At 71.8% G+C, this 15,403-nt stretch carries 17 protein-coding genes; 9 read left to right on the plus strand and 8 right to left on the minus strand.

All coding sequences use genetic code 11. The annotated features are described in order from the left end of the window. Nucleotides 1-106: 106 nt before the first annotated feature. Complete coding sequence (locus ABZ801_RS21835) at nucleotides 107-2,209, minus strand: ATP-dependent DNA helicase (RefSeq protein ID WP_360700478.1); 2,103 nt, start codon at nucleotides 2,207-2,209, stop codon at nucleotides 107-109. Between the two features lie 98 nt (nucleotides 2,210-2,307). Here ABZ801_RS21835 and ABZ801_RS21840 point away from each other — a divergent pair, with 98 nt between their 5' ends. The 3 genes from ABZ801_RS21840 to ABZ801_RS21850 all read left to right on the plus strand — a co-directional run bounded on the left by ABZ801_RS21840 (nucleotide 2,308) and on the right by ABZ801_RS21850 (nucleotide 4,602). Then, nucleotides 2,308-2,805, plus strand: a complete 498-nt coding sequence (locus tag ABZ801_RS21840; RefSeq protein WP_360700481.1) for a phosphoribosyltransferase — start codon at nucleotides 2,308-2,310, stop codon at nucleotides 2,803-2,805. Nucleotides 2,806-2,874: 69 nt separating this feature from the next. After that, nucleotides 2,875-3,897, plus strand: a complete 1,023-nt coding sequence (locus ABZ801_RS21845) for a DUF4192 domain-containing protein (protein ID WP_360700484.1) — start codon at nucleotides 2,875-2,877, stop codon at nucleotides 3,895-3,897. Nucleotides 3,898-4,197: 300 nt separating this feature from the next. Then, nucleotides 4,198-4,602 (plus strand): nuclear transport factor 2 family protein, encoded by a 405-nt coding sequence (locus ABZ801_RS21850; RefSeq protein WP_360700486.1) that lies wholly within the window; start codon nucleotides 4,198-4,200, stop codon nucleotides 4,600-4,602. Between the two features lie 377 nt (nucleotides 4,603-4,979). On the opposite strand, the gene ABZ801_RS21855 is transcribed toward ABZ801_RS21850, so the two are convergent. Next, nucleotides 4,980-5,810 carry a helix-turn-helix transcriptional regulator gene (locus ABZ801_RS21855; RefSeq protein ID WP_360700489.1) on the minus strand — a complete coding sequence of 277 codons (831 nt, stop codon included), beginning with the start codon at nucleotides 5,808-5,810 and terminating at the stop codon, nucleotides 4,980-4,982. Between the two features lie 102 nt (nucleotides 5,811-5,912). Between ABZ801_RS21855 and ABZ801_RS21860 the strand changes: the two genes are divergently transcribed. The 3 genes from ABZ801_RS21860 to ABZ801_RS21870 all read left to right on the plus strand — a co-directional run bounded on the left by ABZ801_RS21860 (nucleotide 5,913) and on the right by ABZ801_RS21870 (nucleotide 8,226). After that, nucleotides 5,913-6,683, plus strand: a complete 771-nt coding sequence (locus tag ABZ801_RS21860; protein ID WP_360700491.1) for an SDR family oxidoreductase — start codon at nucleotides 5,913-5,915, stop codon at nucleotides 6,681-6,683. Between the two features lie 26 nt (nucleotides 6,684-6,709). Further along, a complete protein-coding gene (locus tag ABZ801_RS21865; protein ID WP_360700493.1) occupies nucleotides 6,710-7,489 on the plus strand; it encodes a glucose 1-dehydrogenase in 780 nt (259 codons plus the stop codon). Nucleotides 7,490-7,944: 455 nt separating this feature from the next. Beyond that, a complete protein-coding gene (locus tag ABZ801_RS21870; RefSeq protein WP_344947403.1) occupies nucleotides 7,945-8,226 on the plus strand; it encodes a GlsB/YeaQ/YmgE family stress response membrane protein in 282 nt (93 codons plus the stop codon). 843 nt (nucleotides 8,227-9,069) lie between these two features. On the opposite strand, the gene ABZ801_RS21875 is transcribed toward ABZ801_RS21870, so the two are convergent. Next, nucleotides 9,070-9,927, minus strand: a complete 858-nt coding sequence (locus ABZ801_RS21875; protein ID WP_360700496.1) for a hypothetical protein — start codon at nucleotides 9,925-9,927, stop codon at nucleotides 9,070-9,072. A 130-nt stretch (nucleotides 9,928-10,057) separates the two neighbouring features. Here ABZ801_RS21875 and ABZ801_RS21880 point away from each other — a divergent pair, with 130 nt between their 5' ends. Next, entirely contained in the window at nucleotides 10,058-10,351 is a 294-nt protein-coding gene (locus tag ABZ801_RS21880; protein WP_360700498.1) for a hypothetical protein, read from the plus strand. On the opposite strand, the gene ABZ801_RS21885 is transcribed toward ABZ801_RS21880, so the two are convergent. The 4 genes from ABZ801_RS21885 to ABZ801_RS21900 all read right to left on the minus strand — a co-directional run bounded on the left by ABZ801_RS21885 (nucleotide 10,335) and on the right by ABZ801_RS21900 (nucleotide 13,233). After that, a complete protein-coding gene (locus ABZ801_RS21885; RefSeq protein WP_360700501.1) occupies nucleotides 10,335-10,745 on the minus strand; it encodes a MerR family transcriptional regulator in 411 nt (136 codons plus the stop codon). The two genes, ABZ801_RS21880 and ABZ801_RS21885, sit on opposite strands and share 17 nt — an antisense overlap. A gap of 74 nt (nucleotides 10,746-10,819) precedes the next feature. Further along, a complete protein-coding gene (locus tag ABZ801_RS21890; RefSeq protein WP_360700504.1) occupies nucleotides 10,820-11,236 on the minus strand; it encodes a nitroreductase/quinone reductase family protein in 417 nt (138 codons plus the stop codon). Continuing rightward, on the minus strand, nucleotides 11,233-12,489 hold the full coding sequence (locus ABZ801_RS21895; RefSeq protein WP_360700507.1) for an MFS transporter: 1,257 nt from the start codon (nucleotides 12,487-12,489) through the stop codon (nucleotides 11,233-11,235). Before ABZ801_RS21895 ends, ABZ801_RS21890 begins: the two co-directional genes overlap by 4 nt. Before the next feature lie 375 nt (nucleotides 12,490-12,864). Then, nucleotides 12,865-13,233, minus strand: coding sequence for a hypothetical protein (locus ABZ801_RS21900; protein ID WP_360700510.1), 369 nt, complete (start codon nucleotides 13,231-13,233; stop codon nucleotides 12,865-12,867). 175 nt (nucleotides 13,234-13,408) lie between these two features. Here ABZ801_RS21900 and ABZ801_RS21905 point away from each other — a divergent pair, with 175 nt between their 5' ends. Next, nucleotides 13,409-14,242 carry a polysaccharide deacetylase family protein gene (locus ABZ801_RS21905; RefSeq protein WP_360700512.1) on the plus strand — a complete coding sequence of 278 codons (834 nt, stop codon included), beginning with the start codon at nucleotides 13,409-13,411 and terminating at the stop codon, nucleotides 14,240-14,242. Between the two features lie 93 nt (nucleotides 14,243-14,335). Beyond that, nucleotides 14,336-14,848 carry a DUF1707 and DUF4870 domain-containing protein gene (locus tag ABZ801_RS21910; RefSeq protein WP_360700515.1) on the plus strand — a complete coding sequence of 171 codons (513 nt, stop codon included), beginning with the start codon at nucleotides 14,336-14,338 and terminating at the stop codon, nucleotides 14,846-14,848. Here ABZ801_RS21910 and ABZ801_RS21915 read toward each other — a convergent pair. After that, nucleotides 14,841-15,401, minus strand: a complete 561-nt coding sequence (locus tag ABZ801_RS21915; protein ID WP_360700518.1) for a pyridoxamine 5'-phosphate oxidase family protein — start codon at nucleotides 15,399-15,401, stop codon at nucleotides 14,841-14,843. The two genes, ABZ801_RS21910 and ABZ801_RS21915, sit on opposite strands and share 8 nt — an antisense overlap. Nucleotides 15,402-15,403: the final 2 nt, after the last annotated feature.

Genomic DNA, 15,403 nt, shown 5'->3' on the forward strand with positions numbered 1-15,403 from the left:
CGCCCACAGGCGACCGCGACCAGGTGCGGGCGCAGGGAGCGGCCCGACGTCCGGGGGCGGGCGGGGCCGCCCGCCCACTGGACGGGCTTCCTGGCCGCGAACCGGGTCAGGCGCTGGTCACGGCGGCGTCCAGGCGCCGCAGGGCGTTGCGGACGACGTCCGGATCGGTCGTGGGCCAGAACGGCGGCAGCGACGCCTTGAGGAAGGTCCCGTAACGGGCCGTCGCCAGCCGCGGGTCGAGGATCGCCACCACCCCGCGGTCGCTCATCGACCGCAGCAGACGGCCCGCGCCCTGGGCGAGCAGCAGCGCGGCGTGCGTGGCGGCCACGGCCATGAACCCGTTGCCGCCCCGCGCCGCCACCGCCCGCTGCCGCGCCGACGTCACCGGGTCGTCCGGCCGGGGGAACGGGATCCGGTCCATGATCACCAGTTGCAGGGAGGGGCCGGGGACGTCCACGCCCTGCCACAGCGACAGGGTGCCGAACAGGCACGTCCGCTCGTCCTCGGCGAACCGCTTGACCAGCAGGGACGTGGAGTCCTCCCCCTGGCACAGCAGCGGGTGCGACAGATGGTCCTTCAGCTCGTCGGCGGCCTGCCGGGCGGCCCGCATGGACGAGAACAGCCCGAGCGTCCGCCCGCCCGCCGCCTCGATCAGCTCGGTGATCTCCGTCAGGTACGCGTCGGTCAGCCCGTCGCGTCCCGGCTGGGGCAGGTGGCGCGCCACGTAGAGGATCCCGGCCTTGGCGTGATCGAACGGCGACCCCGCGTCCAGCCCGGACCAGGCCATCTTGTCGTCGTCCTTCGCGGCCTCGGCGCCCTTCCCGGCGTCGCCGCCGGCCGGGAGGGGCGCGTCCTTCTCCTCGCCGCCGAGCGGAGGCAGCCCCCACTGCCGGGCCAGCGGCTCGAACGAACCGCCCAGCGTGAGCGTCGCCGACGTCAGGATCGCGGTGCGCCGGTCGAACAGCGTGGTGCGCAGCAGCCCGCCCACCCCGATCGGCGCCACGTGCAGGGAAGGCGGACGCCGCGGCCGCCCCTCCTGCGCGAACGGCTTGTCCAGCCACACCACGTCGAACCGCGCCGCGATCTCGGGGGTGAACGCGTCCAGCAGCCGTACGGCCGTGTCGTGCAGGTCTTCCAGGGACGAACGCGCGGCCTTGCGCGTCGCCATGTCCCCGGGGTCGTTCTCCTTGCGCTCGGGGCCCAGCGCCGTGAGGCAGGCGTGCGCGGCGTCCCGTACCGCGACCAGGGTGTTGCCCAGCGCCGGTGACGGGACGTCCATGCGGCCCGGCGGCATCTCCTCCAGCAGCAGGCCGAGCCCTTCGCCCGCCTCCTTGAGCCGGTCGGCGACGCCCTCCTCGACCAGCCGGCCGCAGCGCCGCGCCGCGACCTCGACGGCCGTCGCGCTCAGGTCGTCGGTGGCCACGGAGGTGACCCGGTCCACCAGCTCGTGCGCCTCGTCGACGATCACCACGTCGTGCTCGGGCAGGACCTGGAAGTCCTCCAGCGCGTCGATCGCCAGCAGCGCGTGGTTGGTCACCACGATGTGCGCCTCGCCCGCCTCGGCCCGCGCCTGCTCGGCGAAGCACTCGGTGCCCTGCGGGCAGCGCTGCGCCCCCAGGCACTCGCGCGCGGTCACCGACACCTGGCGCCACGCCTGCTCGCTCACGCCCGGCACCAGCTCGTCGCGGTCACCGGTCGTCGTCTCGTCCGCCCACTCGTTCAGCCGCTTGACCTGGCGTCCCAGCACCGACAGCTGCTGCGGGTCGAACAGCCCGCCCTCCTCCGGCTCCTCGGGCGCGCCGGTCTGCACCCGGTGCAGGCACAGGTAGTTGCGCCGCCCCTTGAGGATCGCGAACTTGGGCTCCACGCCGAGCAGCGGCGTCAGCGCCTCCGCCAGCCGCGGCAGATCCCGGTCGACGAGCTGGCGCTGCAGCGCGATCGTCGCCGTGGACACCACCACCGTCGTGTCCTTGTCGACCGCGTGGCGGATCGCCGGAACCAGGTAGGCCAGCGACTTTCCGGTACCGGTGCCCGCCTGCGCCGCCAGGTGCTCCCCGGACGCGATGGCCTTCTCCACCGCCTCGGCCATCCGCACCTGCCCCGGCCGCTCCGCCCCGCCGACGGCCTCCACGGCCGCGGCCAGGAGCGTGGCGACGTCCGGGAGCGGAGCGTCTCTGAGGGCGTCGGACAGCAGATCAGGGGCAGGCACGTCGCCCAACGCTACCGTTCCCGGCGCCCCCTCGGGAGCGGGACGCTCAACGCCCCTGGGTGCACGAGCAGCCGTGGGCATCGGCCAAGATAGGGGTCGTGTCTGCTGAAAGAGAAGTCCTGACCTGGGAGTTGTTCGGGCAGGCGAGCCGTGAGCTGGCGCAGGCGGTCGCCGACAGCGGCTACCGGCCCGACCTGATCCTGTCGATCGCCCGGGGCGGCCTGTTCGTCGCGGGGTCCCTCGGTTACGCGCTGGACGTCAAGAACCTGCACGTCATGAACGTGGAGTTCTACACCGGCGTCGACCAGCGCCTCGACATGCCGGTGATGCTGCCCCCGGTGCCCAACGCCGTCGACCTGTCGGGCGCCCGCGTCCTGGTCGCCGACGACGTCGCCGACACCGGCGCCACCCTCAAGCTGGTCCGGGACTTCTGCGCCGACCACGTGGCCGACGTCCGCTGCGCCGTGATCTACGAGAAGCCCCGCACCATGGTCGAGTGCGAGTACGTGTGGCGCCGGACCGACCGCTGGATCAACTTCCCGTGGTCCACGCTGCCGCCGGTGGTCCAGCACGAACACCAGGTGCTCGACGCCTGACGCGCGGAGTTATCCACAATCGGTGACGGGTCTGTCGCGAGGGGTGAGCGGGCTGCGAACCTCGATGGCATGACGGACACAACGACGGGGCCGCTGGTCATCCGGTCGCCCCAGGACGCCATCGCCGCCGTTCCCTACCTGCTCGGATTCCACCCCGCCGACAGCCTCGTGGTGGTCGGCTTCGACGGCCCGCACAACACGTGCGCCCTGCGGCTGGACTTACCGACCAGCCGCACGGGCTGCGAACGCACCGCCGGCGTCCTGGCCCGCAACGACTTCCGCCGCGCCCTGGTGCTCGGCTACGGCCCCGCCGACCCGGTCGCCCCCGCGGTCGCGGACGTCTGGGAGACGCTGACCGCCAAGGGCGTGGAGGTCGTCGAGGCGCTGCGCGTCGCCGAAGGGCGCTGGTGGTCCATGACCTGCGTCGACCAGCGCTGCTGCCCGCCCGAAGGCCGCCCCTACGACATCACCGCCAGCGCGGTCGCGGCCCAGGCCACCCTCGCCGGGCACGTCGCCCTCCCGGACCGGGACGAACTCGCCCGCTCGGTCGCCCCGCTGGACGGCCCCGTCCGCGCCGCGATGCGCCAGGCCACCGACCGCGCCGAACGCCGCTTCCTCGCCTGGGCCCGCGAGGGCCTGTCTCCGGCCCGCATCCGCTCCCGCATGGCCGAGGAAGGCGTCGCCCTGCTCGCCGACCTTCCGTCCCGCGACGCCCCTCCCAGCGACGACGACGTCGCCTGGCTCGGCGTCCTGCTGACCAGCATGCGCGTCCGCGACGAGGCCTGGGTCCGCATCGACGAGGACGCGCCGGGGGCCGACATCGACTTCTGGCGGTACGTGCTGCGCCGCGTCGAGGAACCCTACGTACCCGGCCCCGCCTGCCTGCTGGCCTTCGCCGCCTTCACCGTCGGCGACGGCGGCCTGGCCAACGTCTCCCTCGACCGCGCCGCCCGCGCCGACCCCGACTACTCCATGGCCGCCCTGCTCCGCGACATCATCGCCGCGGGCATCCCACCCTCCAAGGCCCGCCTGGGCATGACCCCCGAAGAACTGGCCAGAGCCTACGCCGACCACGACACCCCCGACCCCTGACGCGATGATCGCCCGCGCCCCCGGCGGCCGAGGCCTCTCCGCCCGAATCCGCACGACCTCCGGACCCCTCTGTCCGGCGATTCCCCGCGACACGCCCACCACGGCGCCCGTCACGAGGACCCGCCGATCGGCGACCAGTCCGCGGCTCGCGAGGTCGCAGGCGCACCCGCCGGCGCCTGCGGCCTCGCGGCAACAGCATCGCCACGGCCTTCGGTGAACGTTCGGGGTGCCGGAACCCTACGGGGGTGTAGTACGTTGGCCGAATCGTAAGCGTATGACGTACTCCTAAAAGGCGGCTTCATGGGCATCAGCTCCGAACACGACCTCGCCGACTTCCTGGTCACCTACACCCGGGACATGGCCGTCTCCGACGAGGACCCCGGCACGATCCTCGACCGCTACTTCGTCCCGGACTTCGAGTACCGCAACGACGGACTGGTGATCGACCGGCAACGGATGATCGACCACGTCCGCCCCGTACGCAGGAACGTCGACGCGGCGCACATGGCATCCGGCGACCGGCCGGCCGTCGAGATCCACGAGGCGTTGCTCTCGGGCGACCGCATAGCCGCGCGGTGGACCCTTCGCACCAGGCTGCGCAAGGGCAAGACCTTCGCCGCGGAGATCTACATGTTCGGCCACCTGGCCCCCGACGGCCGGATCCAGCGCATCGACCAGATCACCAGAGAACTCACCGAAGACTGACCCACTCCGCCGACCACCGGCCCCCGGCCTCTCCACCACTCCCGCCTGAACACCGGCATCAAGCCGACCAGCCAGAGTTCGCGAACCCGCGGCCGCGGTCGGCCGCCCGAGACTCGCCGTCACGCTCCCGCCCAGCGCCCAGCCGAGCCGAGGACATCGCGGTTTCAACCGCGCATGCCAAGACGCGACATGACCAACAACCTGGGGCCTGCGACTGGACTTGACCGACCTCGGCTTCGCGAGCGCGGAGCCCGGCGTGGGCGGCGGGCTGCCGGGCACGGCCTCGGCGATGCGCACGGCTCGTGAGGGATGCCTCCAGCGATGGGCGGAGCCTCGCCGAACCGCGTGGCCCCGGATCGACGGGGAGCCGCCGAAGACTAGGTCTGCTGGCGTGAGGTGGCGGCGAGCGAGCCGAGGAGGATGAGGGCCTCACTGCTCGCCGAGGTCGGCTCCGCGTGGTAGACGACGAGTTCCTGGCCGGGGCTCGACCGGACGGCGAAGCTCTGCATGGTCAACGTCAACGCGCCGACATGGCGGTGGTGGAAACGCTTGCGTTCGAGGGCCTTGCCGCGAGCGTCGTGACGGGCCCAGAGGTCGGCGAACTCGGGGCTCCGTTCGAGCAGCTCGGTGAGCACCTGCCGCACCCGCGGGTCGTCGGGCGCCTCGCCGTAGCCGAGGCGGAAGCCGCCCACGGAGTTGCGGGCGACGTCATGCCAGTCCCGGTAGAAGGCCCGCGCGGCCGGGTCGGTGAACACGATGTGCATGAGGTTGCGCGAGTGCGACCAGTCGGCGAAGAGCGCGTCGGCGATGGCGTTGGACGCGAGGACGTCGTAGGCACGGTTGTAGACGATGGCCGGGTTGTGCGGCCAGGCGTCCATGAGCTGAAGGAGGCTCGGGTCGACGCGGTCGCTGGCGGGGGCGGTCCGGGCGCGCGGGCTGAGCCCGGCCAGGCGGAACAAATGCTGGCGGCCGTCCTCTCCCAGGCGCAGGGCCGCCGCCAGAGCGTCGATCACCTGCGCCGACGGTGAGCGTTCACGGCCCTGTTCCAGGCGGATGTAGTAGTCGACGCTGACCCCGGCCAGCGACGCCACCTCCTCGCGCCGCAGCCCCGGCACCCGCCGGTACCCGGTGCTGGGGAGGCCCGCCTCGTCCGGGGTGACCTGTGCCCGCCGGGCCCGCAGGTAGGCGCCGAGATCGGAGCGTGTCATGCTCGCCATGGTAGGTCGCGGGACGCCCGGCTTCCTGGGTGCGCCACTCCCACGAGGACGGCGCCCTCCCATACGCCGCACGACTCCGCCAACGTCGTGGCCATGGCCACGAACCAACCGACAACACCCGACCCGTCCGACCACAAGGTCGTCCTCATCACCGGGGCCAGCAGCGGCATCGGCGAGGCCGTCGCCGCCCGGCTCGTACGCGAGGGGCACCATGTGGTCGCGGGCGCGCGACGGACCGCCCGTCTGCGGGAACTCGCCGAACGTACGGCGGACGCCGCCGCCCGCTCCGGCGGCGGCCTGCACCCGGTGCGGCTCGACGTGACGGACCGCGAGGACTTCGCCGCCTTCGTGGAGTTCGCCAAAGAGCGTTTCGGACGGGTCGACGTCCTGGTCGGCAACGCCGGGGTCATGCCGCTGTCGCGGCTCGACTCCCTGCTGGTCGACGAGTGGAACCGGATGATCGACGTGAACGTCCGCGGGCTGCTGCACGGCATCGCCGCGACCCTGCCCGTCTTCATCGCACAGGGCGGAGGGCACTTCGTCACGATCGCGAGCATCGGCGCACACGAGGTCGTGCCCACCAGCGCCGTCTACTCCGGCACCAAGTTCGCCGCCTGGGCGATCACCGAGGGCCTGCGCCAGGAGTCCGACCCCTCGATCCGGGTCACGACCGTCTCGCCCGGGGTGGTCACCTCCGAACTCGCGGACTCCATCACCGAGCCCGGCGCCGCAGAGGCCATGCGCACCTACCGCGCGCATGCCATCGAACCAGACGCCATCGCCAGGGCCGTCTCCTATGCCCTCGCGCAGCCGGCCGACGTCGACGTCAACGAGATCGTCGTCCGGCCGGTCCGCCAACGCTGACCGCATCCACCACTGATAAGGATTCCATGACCATCCCCCAGAACCGCACGCCCCATCCCGCCTCCTGGGACCTGACCGGACGGGTCGCGGTCGTCACCGGCGCCGCGCGCGGCATCGGCCACGCCACGGCCGTTCTGCTGCGCGACCGCGGCGCCCGGCTGGTCGTCACCGACCGCTCCGAGGCCGTCGAGGAACTCGCCGCCGCCGATCCCGGCAACGTGGCCGCGCTCGTCGGGGACGTCGCCGACGAGGAGGTCGCGCGATCGACCATGCGGCTGGCCACCGACCGGTTCGGCCGGCTCGACATCCTGGTCAACAACGCGGGCCGCACGCTCAACAAGCCGATCACCCAGACCACCGTCGAGGACTTCGAGGGCATCCTGCGTGTCAACGCCCGCGGCAACTTCGTCCAGGCACGCGAGGCCTTCCGCGTCATGGAGGCCGGAGGCGGCGGCGCGATCGTCTCGATCGCCTCCGTCTCCTCGGTGGTCGCCTTCGAGACGCAGACCGCGTACGCCGCGTCCAAGGGCGCCCTGGCCCAGATCACGCGCGTGCTGGCCGTCGAGGGCGGCCCCAAGGGCATCCGCTCGAACGCCGTGCTCCCCGGGGTGATCGACACCGACATCATGGAGGGCGTCGTCGAGAACGGCCGCGAGATGCTCGCCTCGTTCGGCCCGGCTCACCCGATCGGCCGGATCGGCCGCCCCGAGGAGATCGCCGAGACCGTTGCCTTCCTGGCGTCCGACGCCGCCAGCTTCGTCACCGGCGCCCTCGTCGCCGTCGACGGCGGCTGGACCGCCCAGTGACCAGATCTCTTCCGTCGCCCAAGCGCCCCCGCCCCTTATTGCCGCTGCCTCCCATGTGAGGCCGACCGTTAGCCGGCGGGTCCCGCCTCAGGGCAACCCGCAATTCCTCATCTCGACGAGGCAACCGACGCGCGGCGCGCCTGCCAAGGCGCCTGCACCCCGTCGCCCCACGGGCAAAGCCACCTGCCGCAGCACCGGCCCCAGCGTCAGGGGTGGTGCAGCTGCGGTGCTCGGTCCACCACACGAAGGTCCTGGTGCGAGGCCCCGAGGCTCTCGGCCACACCTCCGCGTCGGCGACTCGAGCGTGCGCCGAAGGCCCGGCAGGAGGCGGGACGCAGTCCACCGGGCGGAGGTCCAAACCGAGGCCAAGGCGAGCCATTCGGGGCCGCGAATGTGTAAAGCGACAGAGTGGGGCATAGAGGGAGCAGCGATCCCGAATTAAAGGAGGCTGGACTGTGACCGTCACCGGAATCATCACGGCCATTGTGATCGGCGCCATCATCGGTGCGCTCGGTCGACTCGTGCTGCCCGGCCGGCAGCCCATCGGCATGCTGATGACCATCGTCGTGGGAATCGTGGCCGCCCTGGTGGGCACCGCGATCGCCCGTGGCGTCGGCGTGGCCACCACGGCCGGCGTCGACTGGATCGAATTGGTCTTCCAGGTCGGTCTGGCCGTCATCGGTGTCGCCGCCGTCGCCGCCTTCCAGCGGCGAGGCCAGCGCGGCGTCCGTCGCTGACCCGCCGACAAGCGGTCTGTGGAAGCACCCCGGCAACGGTTCGCCGTTTTCACCGCCGACGAACTGAAGATCGAGTGAGATTCGACTCCTTCCGCGAGCAGGTCATGTCGCCTCGTCCCGCCCGTACACCCCAGCCGAGTACGCGGCCACACGGGAACCACGCGACCTGACGCTCGCCGCCGGGAGCCCTGGACGCGGCCACGTTCACCGTGGCCGCGTCCAGCCGTGTCGCGGGAACTGGTGCAGCCCGAAGGGGACGGCGTGTCAGCGCCCCAGCTCGGCACCGCCTACCTGCGCGGCTACATACGCAGCCCCGTGACCACGAGACACCGCAGCGGCACGCTCGCCCCGAACGAGCGGTGCGCGGACTCCAGAGACGCGCACCAAGACCGATGCGACGCCCCCTCTATGCGCTCGAGCCCGCCGTCTCCCGGCGGCGCGTGAGGTTGAGCTGAAATCCGCCAGGCACGCAGCAGCCCCGCCGTCAGCCAGAACGTGATCTCGCGGGGTGGGGATGCTCTACGGCCGTAACGCTCGAAGAAGTCCTGGTAGCCGCAGGGACGGGCAGAACCGCCCGGCTCAACCCGTTCAGGCTTCTCTGGCTTCTACAGACTGCCACCCACACCAGACGATTGGACCGCGCGCTCTACGCAAGAGGTCACGCCCCTGGTGTCGAAAAGCGTCAACGACCGCGCCCCGAACGCTCCCCACATCGGAGGAAGGCCCCGCCGTAGGTTGCTCAGCAGTGCCGCATGCAGGGTGGACTGTGCAGCAGGCCGCCGATTCGGGGCGGCTGCAACATCCGGTGGACGAAGGGGACCTTCGCGGAGCGTGGGGGAGCCGTCAGGCGAGGAGCTCTTCGGCGGTGTCGACGATAGCGGCGCGCTGTACCCAGCGTTCGAGCTGGTCCAGGTCGCTGCAGTTGGTGACGCGGTCGCGGATGTGGTCCGGAACGGCGATGCCGCGGGCCTCCAGCACGAGCAGCACCGACCTGGCCTCGCCCTCGGCCCGACCCTCAGCCCGGTGGGTGATGGCGAACTCCGACTTCCACTCGTAGTTGTCGAGCTTCACAGTCTCCTCCAGGAGCTTGCGGGCGGCGTCAGAGAACCGCGACATCACGTAGTCATGGTACAACGCACCGGTGTCACCGGTGAGGGCGTCGAGGGCGGCGGAGAGGCTGCTGACGACGGCTCTGGCGTGCGGGCCGTCGGCATGGGCGGGGGCGCTGAGCACGGCGAGTTCGGGGAGGCGGCAGGCCGTGGCCGGGTCGGTGATGGGCGGCAGGATCTCGGGATAGACGGTCAGGGGCTTGAGCACCCAATCGGGGTGGCCCATATCGATCGGGGCGGCGCAGCTTCGCGCGGTGGCCTGGTCGGGGCAGAACACCAGCAGCGTCACCGGGCATCTGCGGCGCAGGCGCAACAGGGCCAGGTAGGCGGGCCAGCTGAAGGTCTTCTCCTCCCGGGCCCGCAGCTGTGACTCCACCACGACGCCGAGACTGGGCGTGTCGGGGTCGTTCAGCAGGACGGTGGCGTCGCAGCGCAGCTCGGCCGGATGAGTGTCGGCATAGGTCTCCGACGTCAGGGTGGCCTGGACGTCGCCGGGCACATCGAGGCCGAAGACGCTGCGCAGAAGTTCGGGGACGAGCTGCGGCCGGTTACGGACCATCTCCAACGGCAGCTCGTGATCTGAAGTCGGCACGCGCCGCAAACTATCAGTAATCAAGCAATCACGATGAGTTCATATCGCATTCGGTGGCTTGGAGAACGAGCAACCGGACGAAGAAGAGCCACCCGAAGGAGCAGGCCAGTGACGAGGCGGCATCTGGGCAATGCCGGCACCGCCACGCTGGTCAACCTGGCGGTCCGCCGTCATCGGGCTGGACGAGGCCACCGGGGAGTTCAGCATGCTGTACGCCTACGGCGTCTGGAGGATGTGGCATGCCGCCCCCGGTTTCCACCAGCGCTTCACCGGCGAACTGAACCCGGGCGCCGACACCGTCCACGCCCGCTGCGAGTCCTCCGAGGACGGCACGACCTGGACGCCCGACTTCGCCCACCCGCACCAGCACCGACCACTGACGGACGGAACCGTGCGGGGCGGTGCGGTCAGGCGGCGCGGGTGACGGCGGCGCGCCGGGGCACCGCGGAGTTGCCCGGAGTCTCGCGCAGCTCGGCCAGACGCCGGGCGAGCCGGTCCTGGACGGCGGTCAGTTCGGCGATGCGCCGCTGCAGCAGGGCGAGGCGCTGTTCGAAAACCTCGATCTTGGGGGTGGGGTCGGTGCAAGCGTGGTCGCCGAACATCTCGTCCCTCAGGCATCCGTCGATCAGACGGAGGTCCTCCGTGGTCAGGCCCGCGGCCAGCAGCAGCCGGATGTTGGCCACAACGCGTACGGCGTCGTCGCCGTAGGTGCGGTACCCGTTGGCCGAGCGCTCGGGCCGCAGCAGACCCTGCTCCTCGTAGTAGCGCAGCGCGCGCGTGGTGGTCCCGGTGGCGCGGGCGAGTTCCCCGATCAGCATGTCGCTCCTCCCCGGACGGTCTCCGACACCGAGGCGTCCGGGAGGGAGCATAAACATTGCCGTTGACGTCAAGGTCAAGCGCGTTCGCACCAGGTCAGCGCCACGACCGGGATCAGCCGCGCGGTGCGGGCCTGGAAGGCGGCGAACTCGGGGTCGGCGGCCACCTGCCGCGCCCACAGGCGGTCCCGTTCCGGTCCGGTGACCTCGGCGGCGCGCGCCCGGAGCACCCTCGCACCGATCTCGACGGTGACCTCGGGACGGACGGTCAGGTTGCGGTACCACGCCGGAGCGGCCGCCGCACCGCCGTTGGAGGCGAACACGACCACCCGATCCGGGCCGTCGGGCAGGTAGATCAGCGGCGTGGTGCGCGGCAGCCCGGACCGGTGCCCGACGGTGGTCAGCAGCAGCAGCGGCCGACCGGCGAAGACCCCGCCGACCTGGCCGTGGCCGGCGCGGAACTCGGCGATGACGCGCCGGTTGACGGCGTTCACGCGGTCACCTCCCGCATCGCGTCTCGGTCCTCGGCCGCCCGGACCGCCTGGGCCGGGGCGATGCGGCGGTGCCGGCCGTGGTGTTCGGCCAGGGCGACCGCCAGCGCGAGGAGGGCCACCAGGCCGCCGGTCACCGGGACCCAGCGCAGCGCGGCACCGGCGGCGATCACCTGGCCGCCCAGCCAGCCGCCCACCGCGATCCCCAGGTTGAACGCCGAGCTCTGCACGGTGAGCGCCAGTGTCCAGGCCCGGTCGGAGGCCACCGCCACCATGCGGGTGTTCACCGCCGGGATCACCGCGTAGTAGGCCCCGCCGAACACCAACAGCACGATCACCGCCAGCGGCCTGCTCGCCGTGGACGCGCCCAGCGCCAGCAGGGCGGTCGCCAGCACGGCCACTCCCGCGCACACCGCCCGCGTAACCGACCGGTCCGCCAGCCGTCCGCCGAGCAGGTTGCCCAGCGTGCCGCCGATGCCGAACAGCAGCAACAGCGCCGTCACCGTCGAGGTGCCGAAGCCGACGCCGTCCGTCAACAGCGGAGTGATGTAGGTGTAGGCGGTGAACGCCGCCGCGGCGCTCAGCACCGTGACCGCGACCACGCTCTGCACCCGGCGGTCGCCAAGGACCCGCAGCTCGGCCGTCCGTCCGCCCGGGACCGGAGCGGCGGCGCGCCCGGCGACCCGCAGCAGCGGCCACGTCGCCGCGCAGGCCAGCAGCGCCACCGCGCAGAACGCCGCCCGCCATGACAGCCGGTGGCCGACCGCGGTGCCCAGTGGCAGCCCGACGATCATCGCCAGGCTCAGGCCGAGCGACACCCGCGCGACCGCGGTGCCCCGCCGGTGTTCAGGCACCACGTCGACGGCCAGCGCCACCAGCAGCGGCATCAGGGCCGAGTGCGCCAGTGCCGCCGCCACCCGCGCTCCCATCAGCACGGCGAACGAGGAGGTCAGGGCCGCCCCCGCGTTTCCGGCCACGAACAGTGCCAGAAATACAGCCAGCAGCCGCCGCCGCCCCACCGTGCCGGTGGTCAACGCCAGTACCGGGCCGCCGAGCACCACGGTGGCGGCGAACACGCTGACCAGCAGCCCCGCGGTGGACAGCCGCACGCCGGCGGCGGCCGCGATGTCCGGCAGCAAGCCGGCGATCATGATTTCGCCGGTCCCCAGCGTGAACGCCCCCAGGGTCAACACCGTCAGCGCCCACCGGCCGCCCCGCGGCTCCTGCTCCGCGCCAGTCGTCGTCGATGTGTCCATGCACGCCACCCTCGGCCTTGCCGCCGGGGTGAAGGTCAAACGACGTCGGGGGCGTGTGGCCGAGTTCACCGGGTGAGCGGGAGAGCCGTCATGACAGCGGAGCCGACGGGCGGACGCCCGGCCGGGGGCTCGCCGTCGAGGCCAGGGGCCTGTCGGTGCGCGGGCAAGGCCCTAGGAACTTCGACGCACTCGCCGTCGTTGCTCGCGTTGCCTTGTCCCAGGTCTCTTCGGCGCCCTTTCTCCGGGTGGAGCCGGTTGATGCCGTGAAGGTTGGAAGCAGCGCGTTCGGGCGGGGCCGTCACTGGTGGGGGCGGTGCGCGTTTGTTGGAGGCAGGTGGGGCGAGGAGAGGTCGAAAGACCGCGGTCAGGAGGCGGTCAGGAGACGGCTTGGCCGGGGGTGCCGGGGTCTATGCGGCGGTCGCGGTTGCGTTCGTTCCAGGCGCGCATGCGGTTGGGGTAGCCGACGATCTGGACGTCGTAGACGGGGAGCTTGAGGTCGCGGGCCACCTTGGCGATCACCTTGGGGGAGCCGACGCGGCGGCGGGTCCACTCGCCGTCGTGGGCGACGGCGACCGCGGTGGTGTCGGTGGCGAACGTCTCGGGCTCCACGTAGAACTCCACGCCCCGGCGACTGCGCGCGAAGGCGATCAGTGCCTCGATGTCGGCGTCGGTGGCCTCGCGGTCCAGCTTGGTGACCGATGCGCCGCGGTTTTTGCGAAGCCCGAAGCGGTCGCGGAACCTCATCGCCGTTCCCGTCGTCTGGTGTCGCCCCGGAACGGTTCCGGGACGCATACGCGTAAGACGATAACGCCCCTCCCATCGAACGGGTTCCCGACACAGGCACGTATGTCCGCCTGTGGTGCGGGGACACCGGCTTACACTGCTGGCCCGGGCAGAAGATCATTTACAGGGGGGTGCGGTGACCGGTCGGCGCTGGACGGCCATGATCCAGAAGTCGGCCGCGGCGGTCGCCGTGCTGGCGTCGTTCGGGTGGCTGAGCACGCTCGCCCCGGCGGGCACGGGGCCGTCCACCCCCGTCGCGGTCCCGGAGCCGAAGCCCACGCCCAGCCCGACCCCCACGCCGCAACCGCCGCCTCCGGTGGACTGCGCGCGGGCCAAGTGCGTGGCGTTGACGTTCGACGACGGGCCGATGCCCAGTACCGGGAAGCTGCTGGACATCCTGGCCCAGCAGCGCGTGAAGGTCACGTTCTTCCTCATCGGCAGGAACGCCGCCACCTATCCCGACCTGGTGCGGCGGGAGGCGGCCGAGGGGCACGAGCTGGCCAACCACAGCTGGTCGCACGTCGACCTGGGGCGTTCCTCCAGCGCGAAGGTGGAGAGCGAGCTGTCGCGCACGCAGGACGCGATCCGCAAGGCGAGCGGGGTGACGCCCCTGCTGATGCGTCCGCCCTACGGGTCCACGGACACCACGGTCGCGGGCGTCGCCAAGCGGATGAAGCTGGCGCAGGTGCTGTGGGCCGTCGATCCGCTCGACTGGCAGGTGCGGAACACCGGAACGGTCGAGCGCAGGGTGCTCAAGGGGGTGCGGCCGGGGATGATTGTGCTGATGCACGACATCCATTCGACGACGGTGAAGGCCGTGCCGCGCATCATTGAGCGGCTCCGGGCTGATGGATACACGTTCGTGACGGTGTCCCAGCTGTTCGGAAAGCCGATGACGCCCGGTAAGGAGTACACCGAGCTGGAGCAAGAGACGCCGGAGCAGCCGGGGCAGGTCTCCGACCGGAGGTGACGCCCGTCCCCCTTACGGAGGGGGAGGGAATCAGGGGCGGCTCAGGGGTGTCCCCGATTCCGGGCGAGCGGCGGGGCGCCGACGATGAAGGGCATGGAGAGCACTTACGCCACCGGGCACCTGCGGGTGTCGGACGCGGAGCGGGAGCCGGTCATCGCGCGCCTGCAGGACGCCTACGCCGAAGGGCGCCTGGAGCACGCCGAGTTCGACATGCGCATACACCTGGCCATGACGGCCAAGACCCGGAGCGATCTGGCGGCGGTGACGCGCGACCTGACGCCGGGTCCGGCGCTGCCGGCGGCGGAGGGGGAGCCGACGGGCGAGGAGCGGCTCGCGGCGGCGCTCGCGCACTTCGGCGGGTACCTGACGCTGTTCGTGGCGCCGCTGGTGCTGATGCTGGTGTACGGCAGGAAGTCGCAGTACGTGCGGCGGCACGCGGCCGAGGCGGTGAACTTCCAGCTCACCGTGCTGGCGGTGACGATCCTGACGTTCGGCGTCGGGGCGCTGCTCTACACGATCACCTGGGTGGTGGCGGGCGTCGCGGCCGTCCACGCGCTGGTGGGGCAGCCGTTCCGCTACCCGTGGATCCTGCGGCCCGTCAAGTGACCTCGTCCAGGCCGTCCAGCGCGGGCAGGCCGTCGATGCTCGTGGCGTTCTTGTCTGCCTGGTAGGCGCTCAGCTTCTCGGGGGTCTTGCGCGCCGCCCAGTCCTTGAGCATGTCGCGGTCGCCGGCCGGTTCCATGTAGGGGACGCCGTAGCCGCAGGAGTCGGCGATCCGGTCGACGGTGACGACGATGATGGCGCGGCTGCCCGGGGTGTCGACGGGGAAGTGGCGGGCCAGATCCGGCCACTGCGGGGAGCCGGGCGTCACGACGCGTCCGGTGCCGTACAGCCGCAGGACGTTGGGCGTGCGGCCGAACGAGCAGAACATGACCGTGATGCGGCCGTTCTCGCGCAGGTGCGCGATGGTCTCCGCGCCCGAGCCGGTCAGGTCGAGGTATCCGACGGTGCGGTCGTCGAGCACGGCGAAGGTGTCGGCGTAGCCCTTGGGCGAGACGTTCACATGGCCGTCCGCGGGGGCGGTGGCCACGAAGAACATCGGCTGGGCGACGATGAAGGCGCGCAACCGCTCGTCGATGCGGTCGTAGATCTTTCCCATCG

Source organism: Actinomadura sp. NPDC047616, from assembly GCF_040642915.1.
GTDB lineage: Bacteria > Actinomycetota > Actinomycetes > Streptosporangiales > Streptosporangiaceae > Spirillospora > Spirillospora miaoliensis.

Coding starts and splice junctions, on each gene's coding strand:
- ABZ801_RS21845 (WP_360700484.1), top strand. CDS start 2,875: ATGACGGACACAACGACGGGGCCGCTGGTCATCCGGTCGCCCCAGGAC.
- ABZ801_RS21850 (WP_360700486.1), top strand. CDS start 4,198: ATGGGCATCAGCTCCGAACACGACCTCGCCGACTTCCTGGTCACCTAC.
- ABZ801_RS21855 (WP_360700489.1), bottom strand. CDS start 5,810: ATGACACGCTCCGATCTCGGCGCCTACCTGCGGGCCCGGCGGGCACAG.
- ABZ801_RS21860 (WP_360700491.1), top strand. CDS start 5,913: ATGGCCACGAACCAACCGACAACACCCGACCCGTCCGACCACAAGGTC.
- ABZ801_RS21865 (WP_360700493.1), top strand. CDS start 6,710: ATGACCATCCCCCAGAACCGCACGCCCCATCCCGCCTCCTGGGACCTG.
- ABZ801_RS21880 (WP_360700498.1), top strand. CDS start 10,058: ATGCCGGCACCGCCACGCTGGTCAACCTGGCGGTCCGCCGTCATCGGG.
- ABZ801_RS21885 (WP_360700501.1), bottom strand. CDS start 10,745: ATGCTGATCGGGGAACTCGCCCGCGCCACCGGGACCACCACGCGCGCG.
- ABZ801_RS21895 (WP_360700507.1), bottom strand. CDS start 12,489: ATGGACACATCGACGACGACTGGCGCGGAGCAGGAGCCGCGGGGCGGC.
- ABZ801_RS21900 (WP_360700510.1), bottom strand. CDS start 13,233: ATGAGGTTCCGCGACCGCTTCGGGCTTCGCAAAAACCGCGGCGCATCG.
- ABZ801_RS21910 (WP_360700515.1), top strand. CDS start 14,336: ATGGAGAGCACTTACGCCACCGGGCACCTGCGGGTGTCGGACGCGGAG.
- ABZ801_RS21915 (WP_360700518.1), bottom strand. CDS start 15,401: ATGGGAAAGATCTACGACCGCATCGACGAGCGGTTGCGCGCCTTCATC.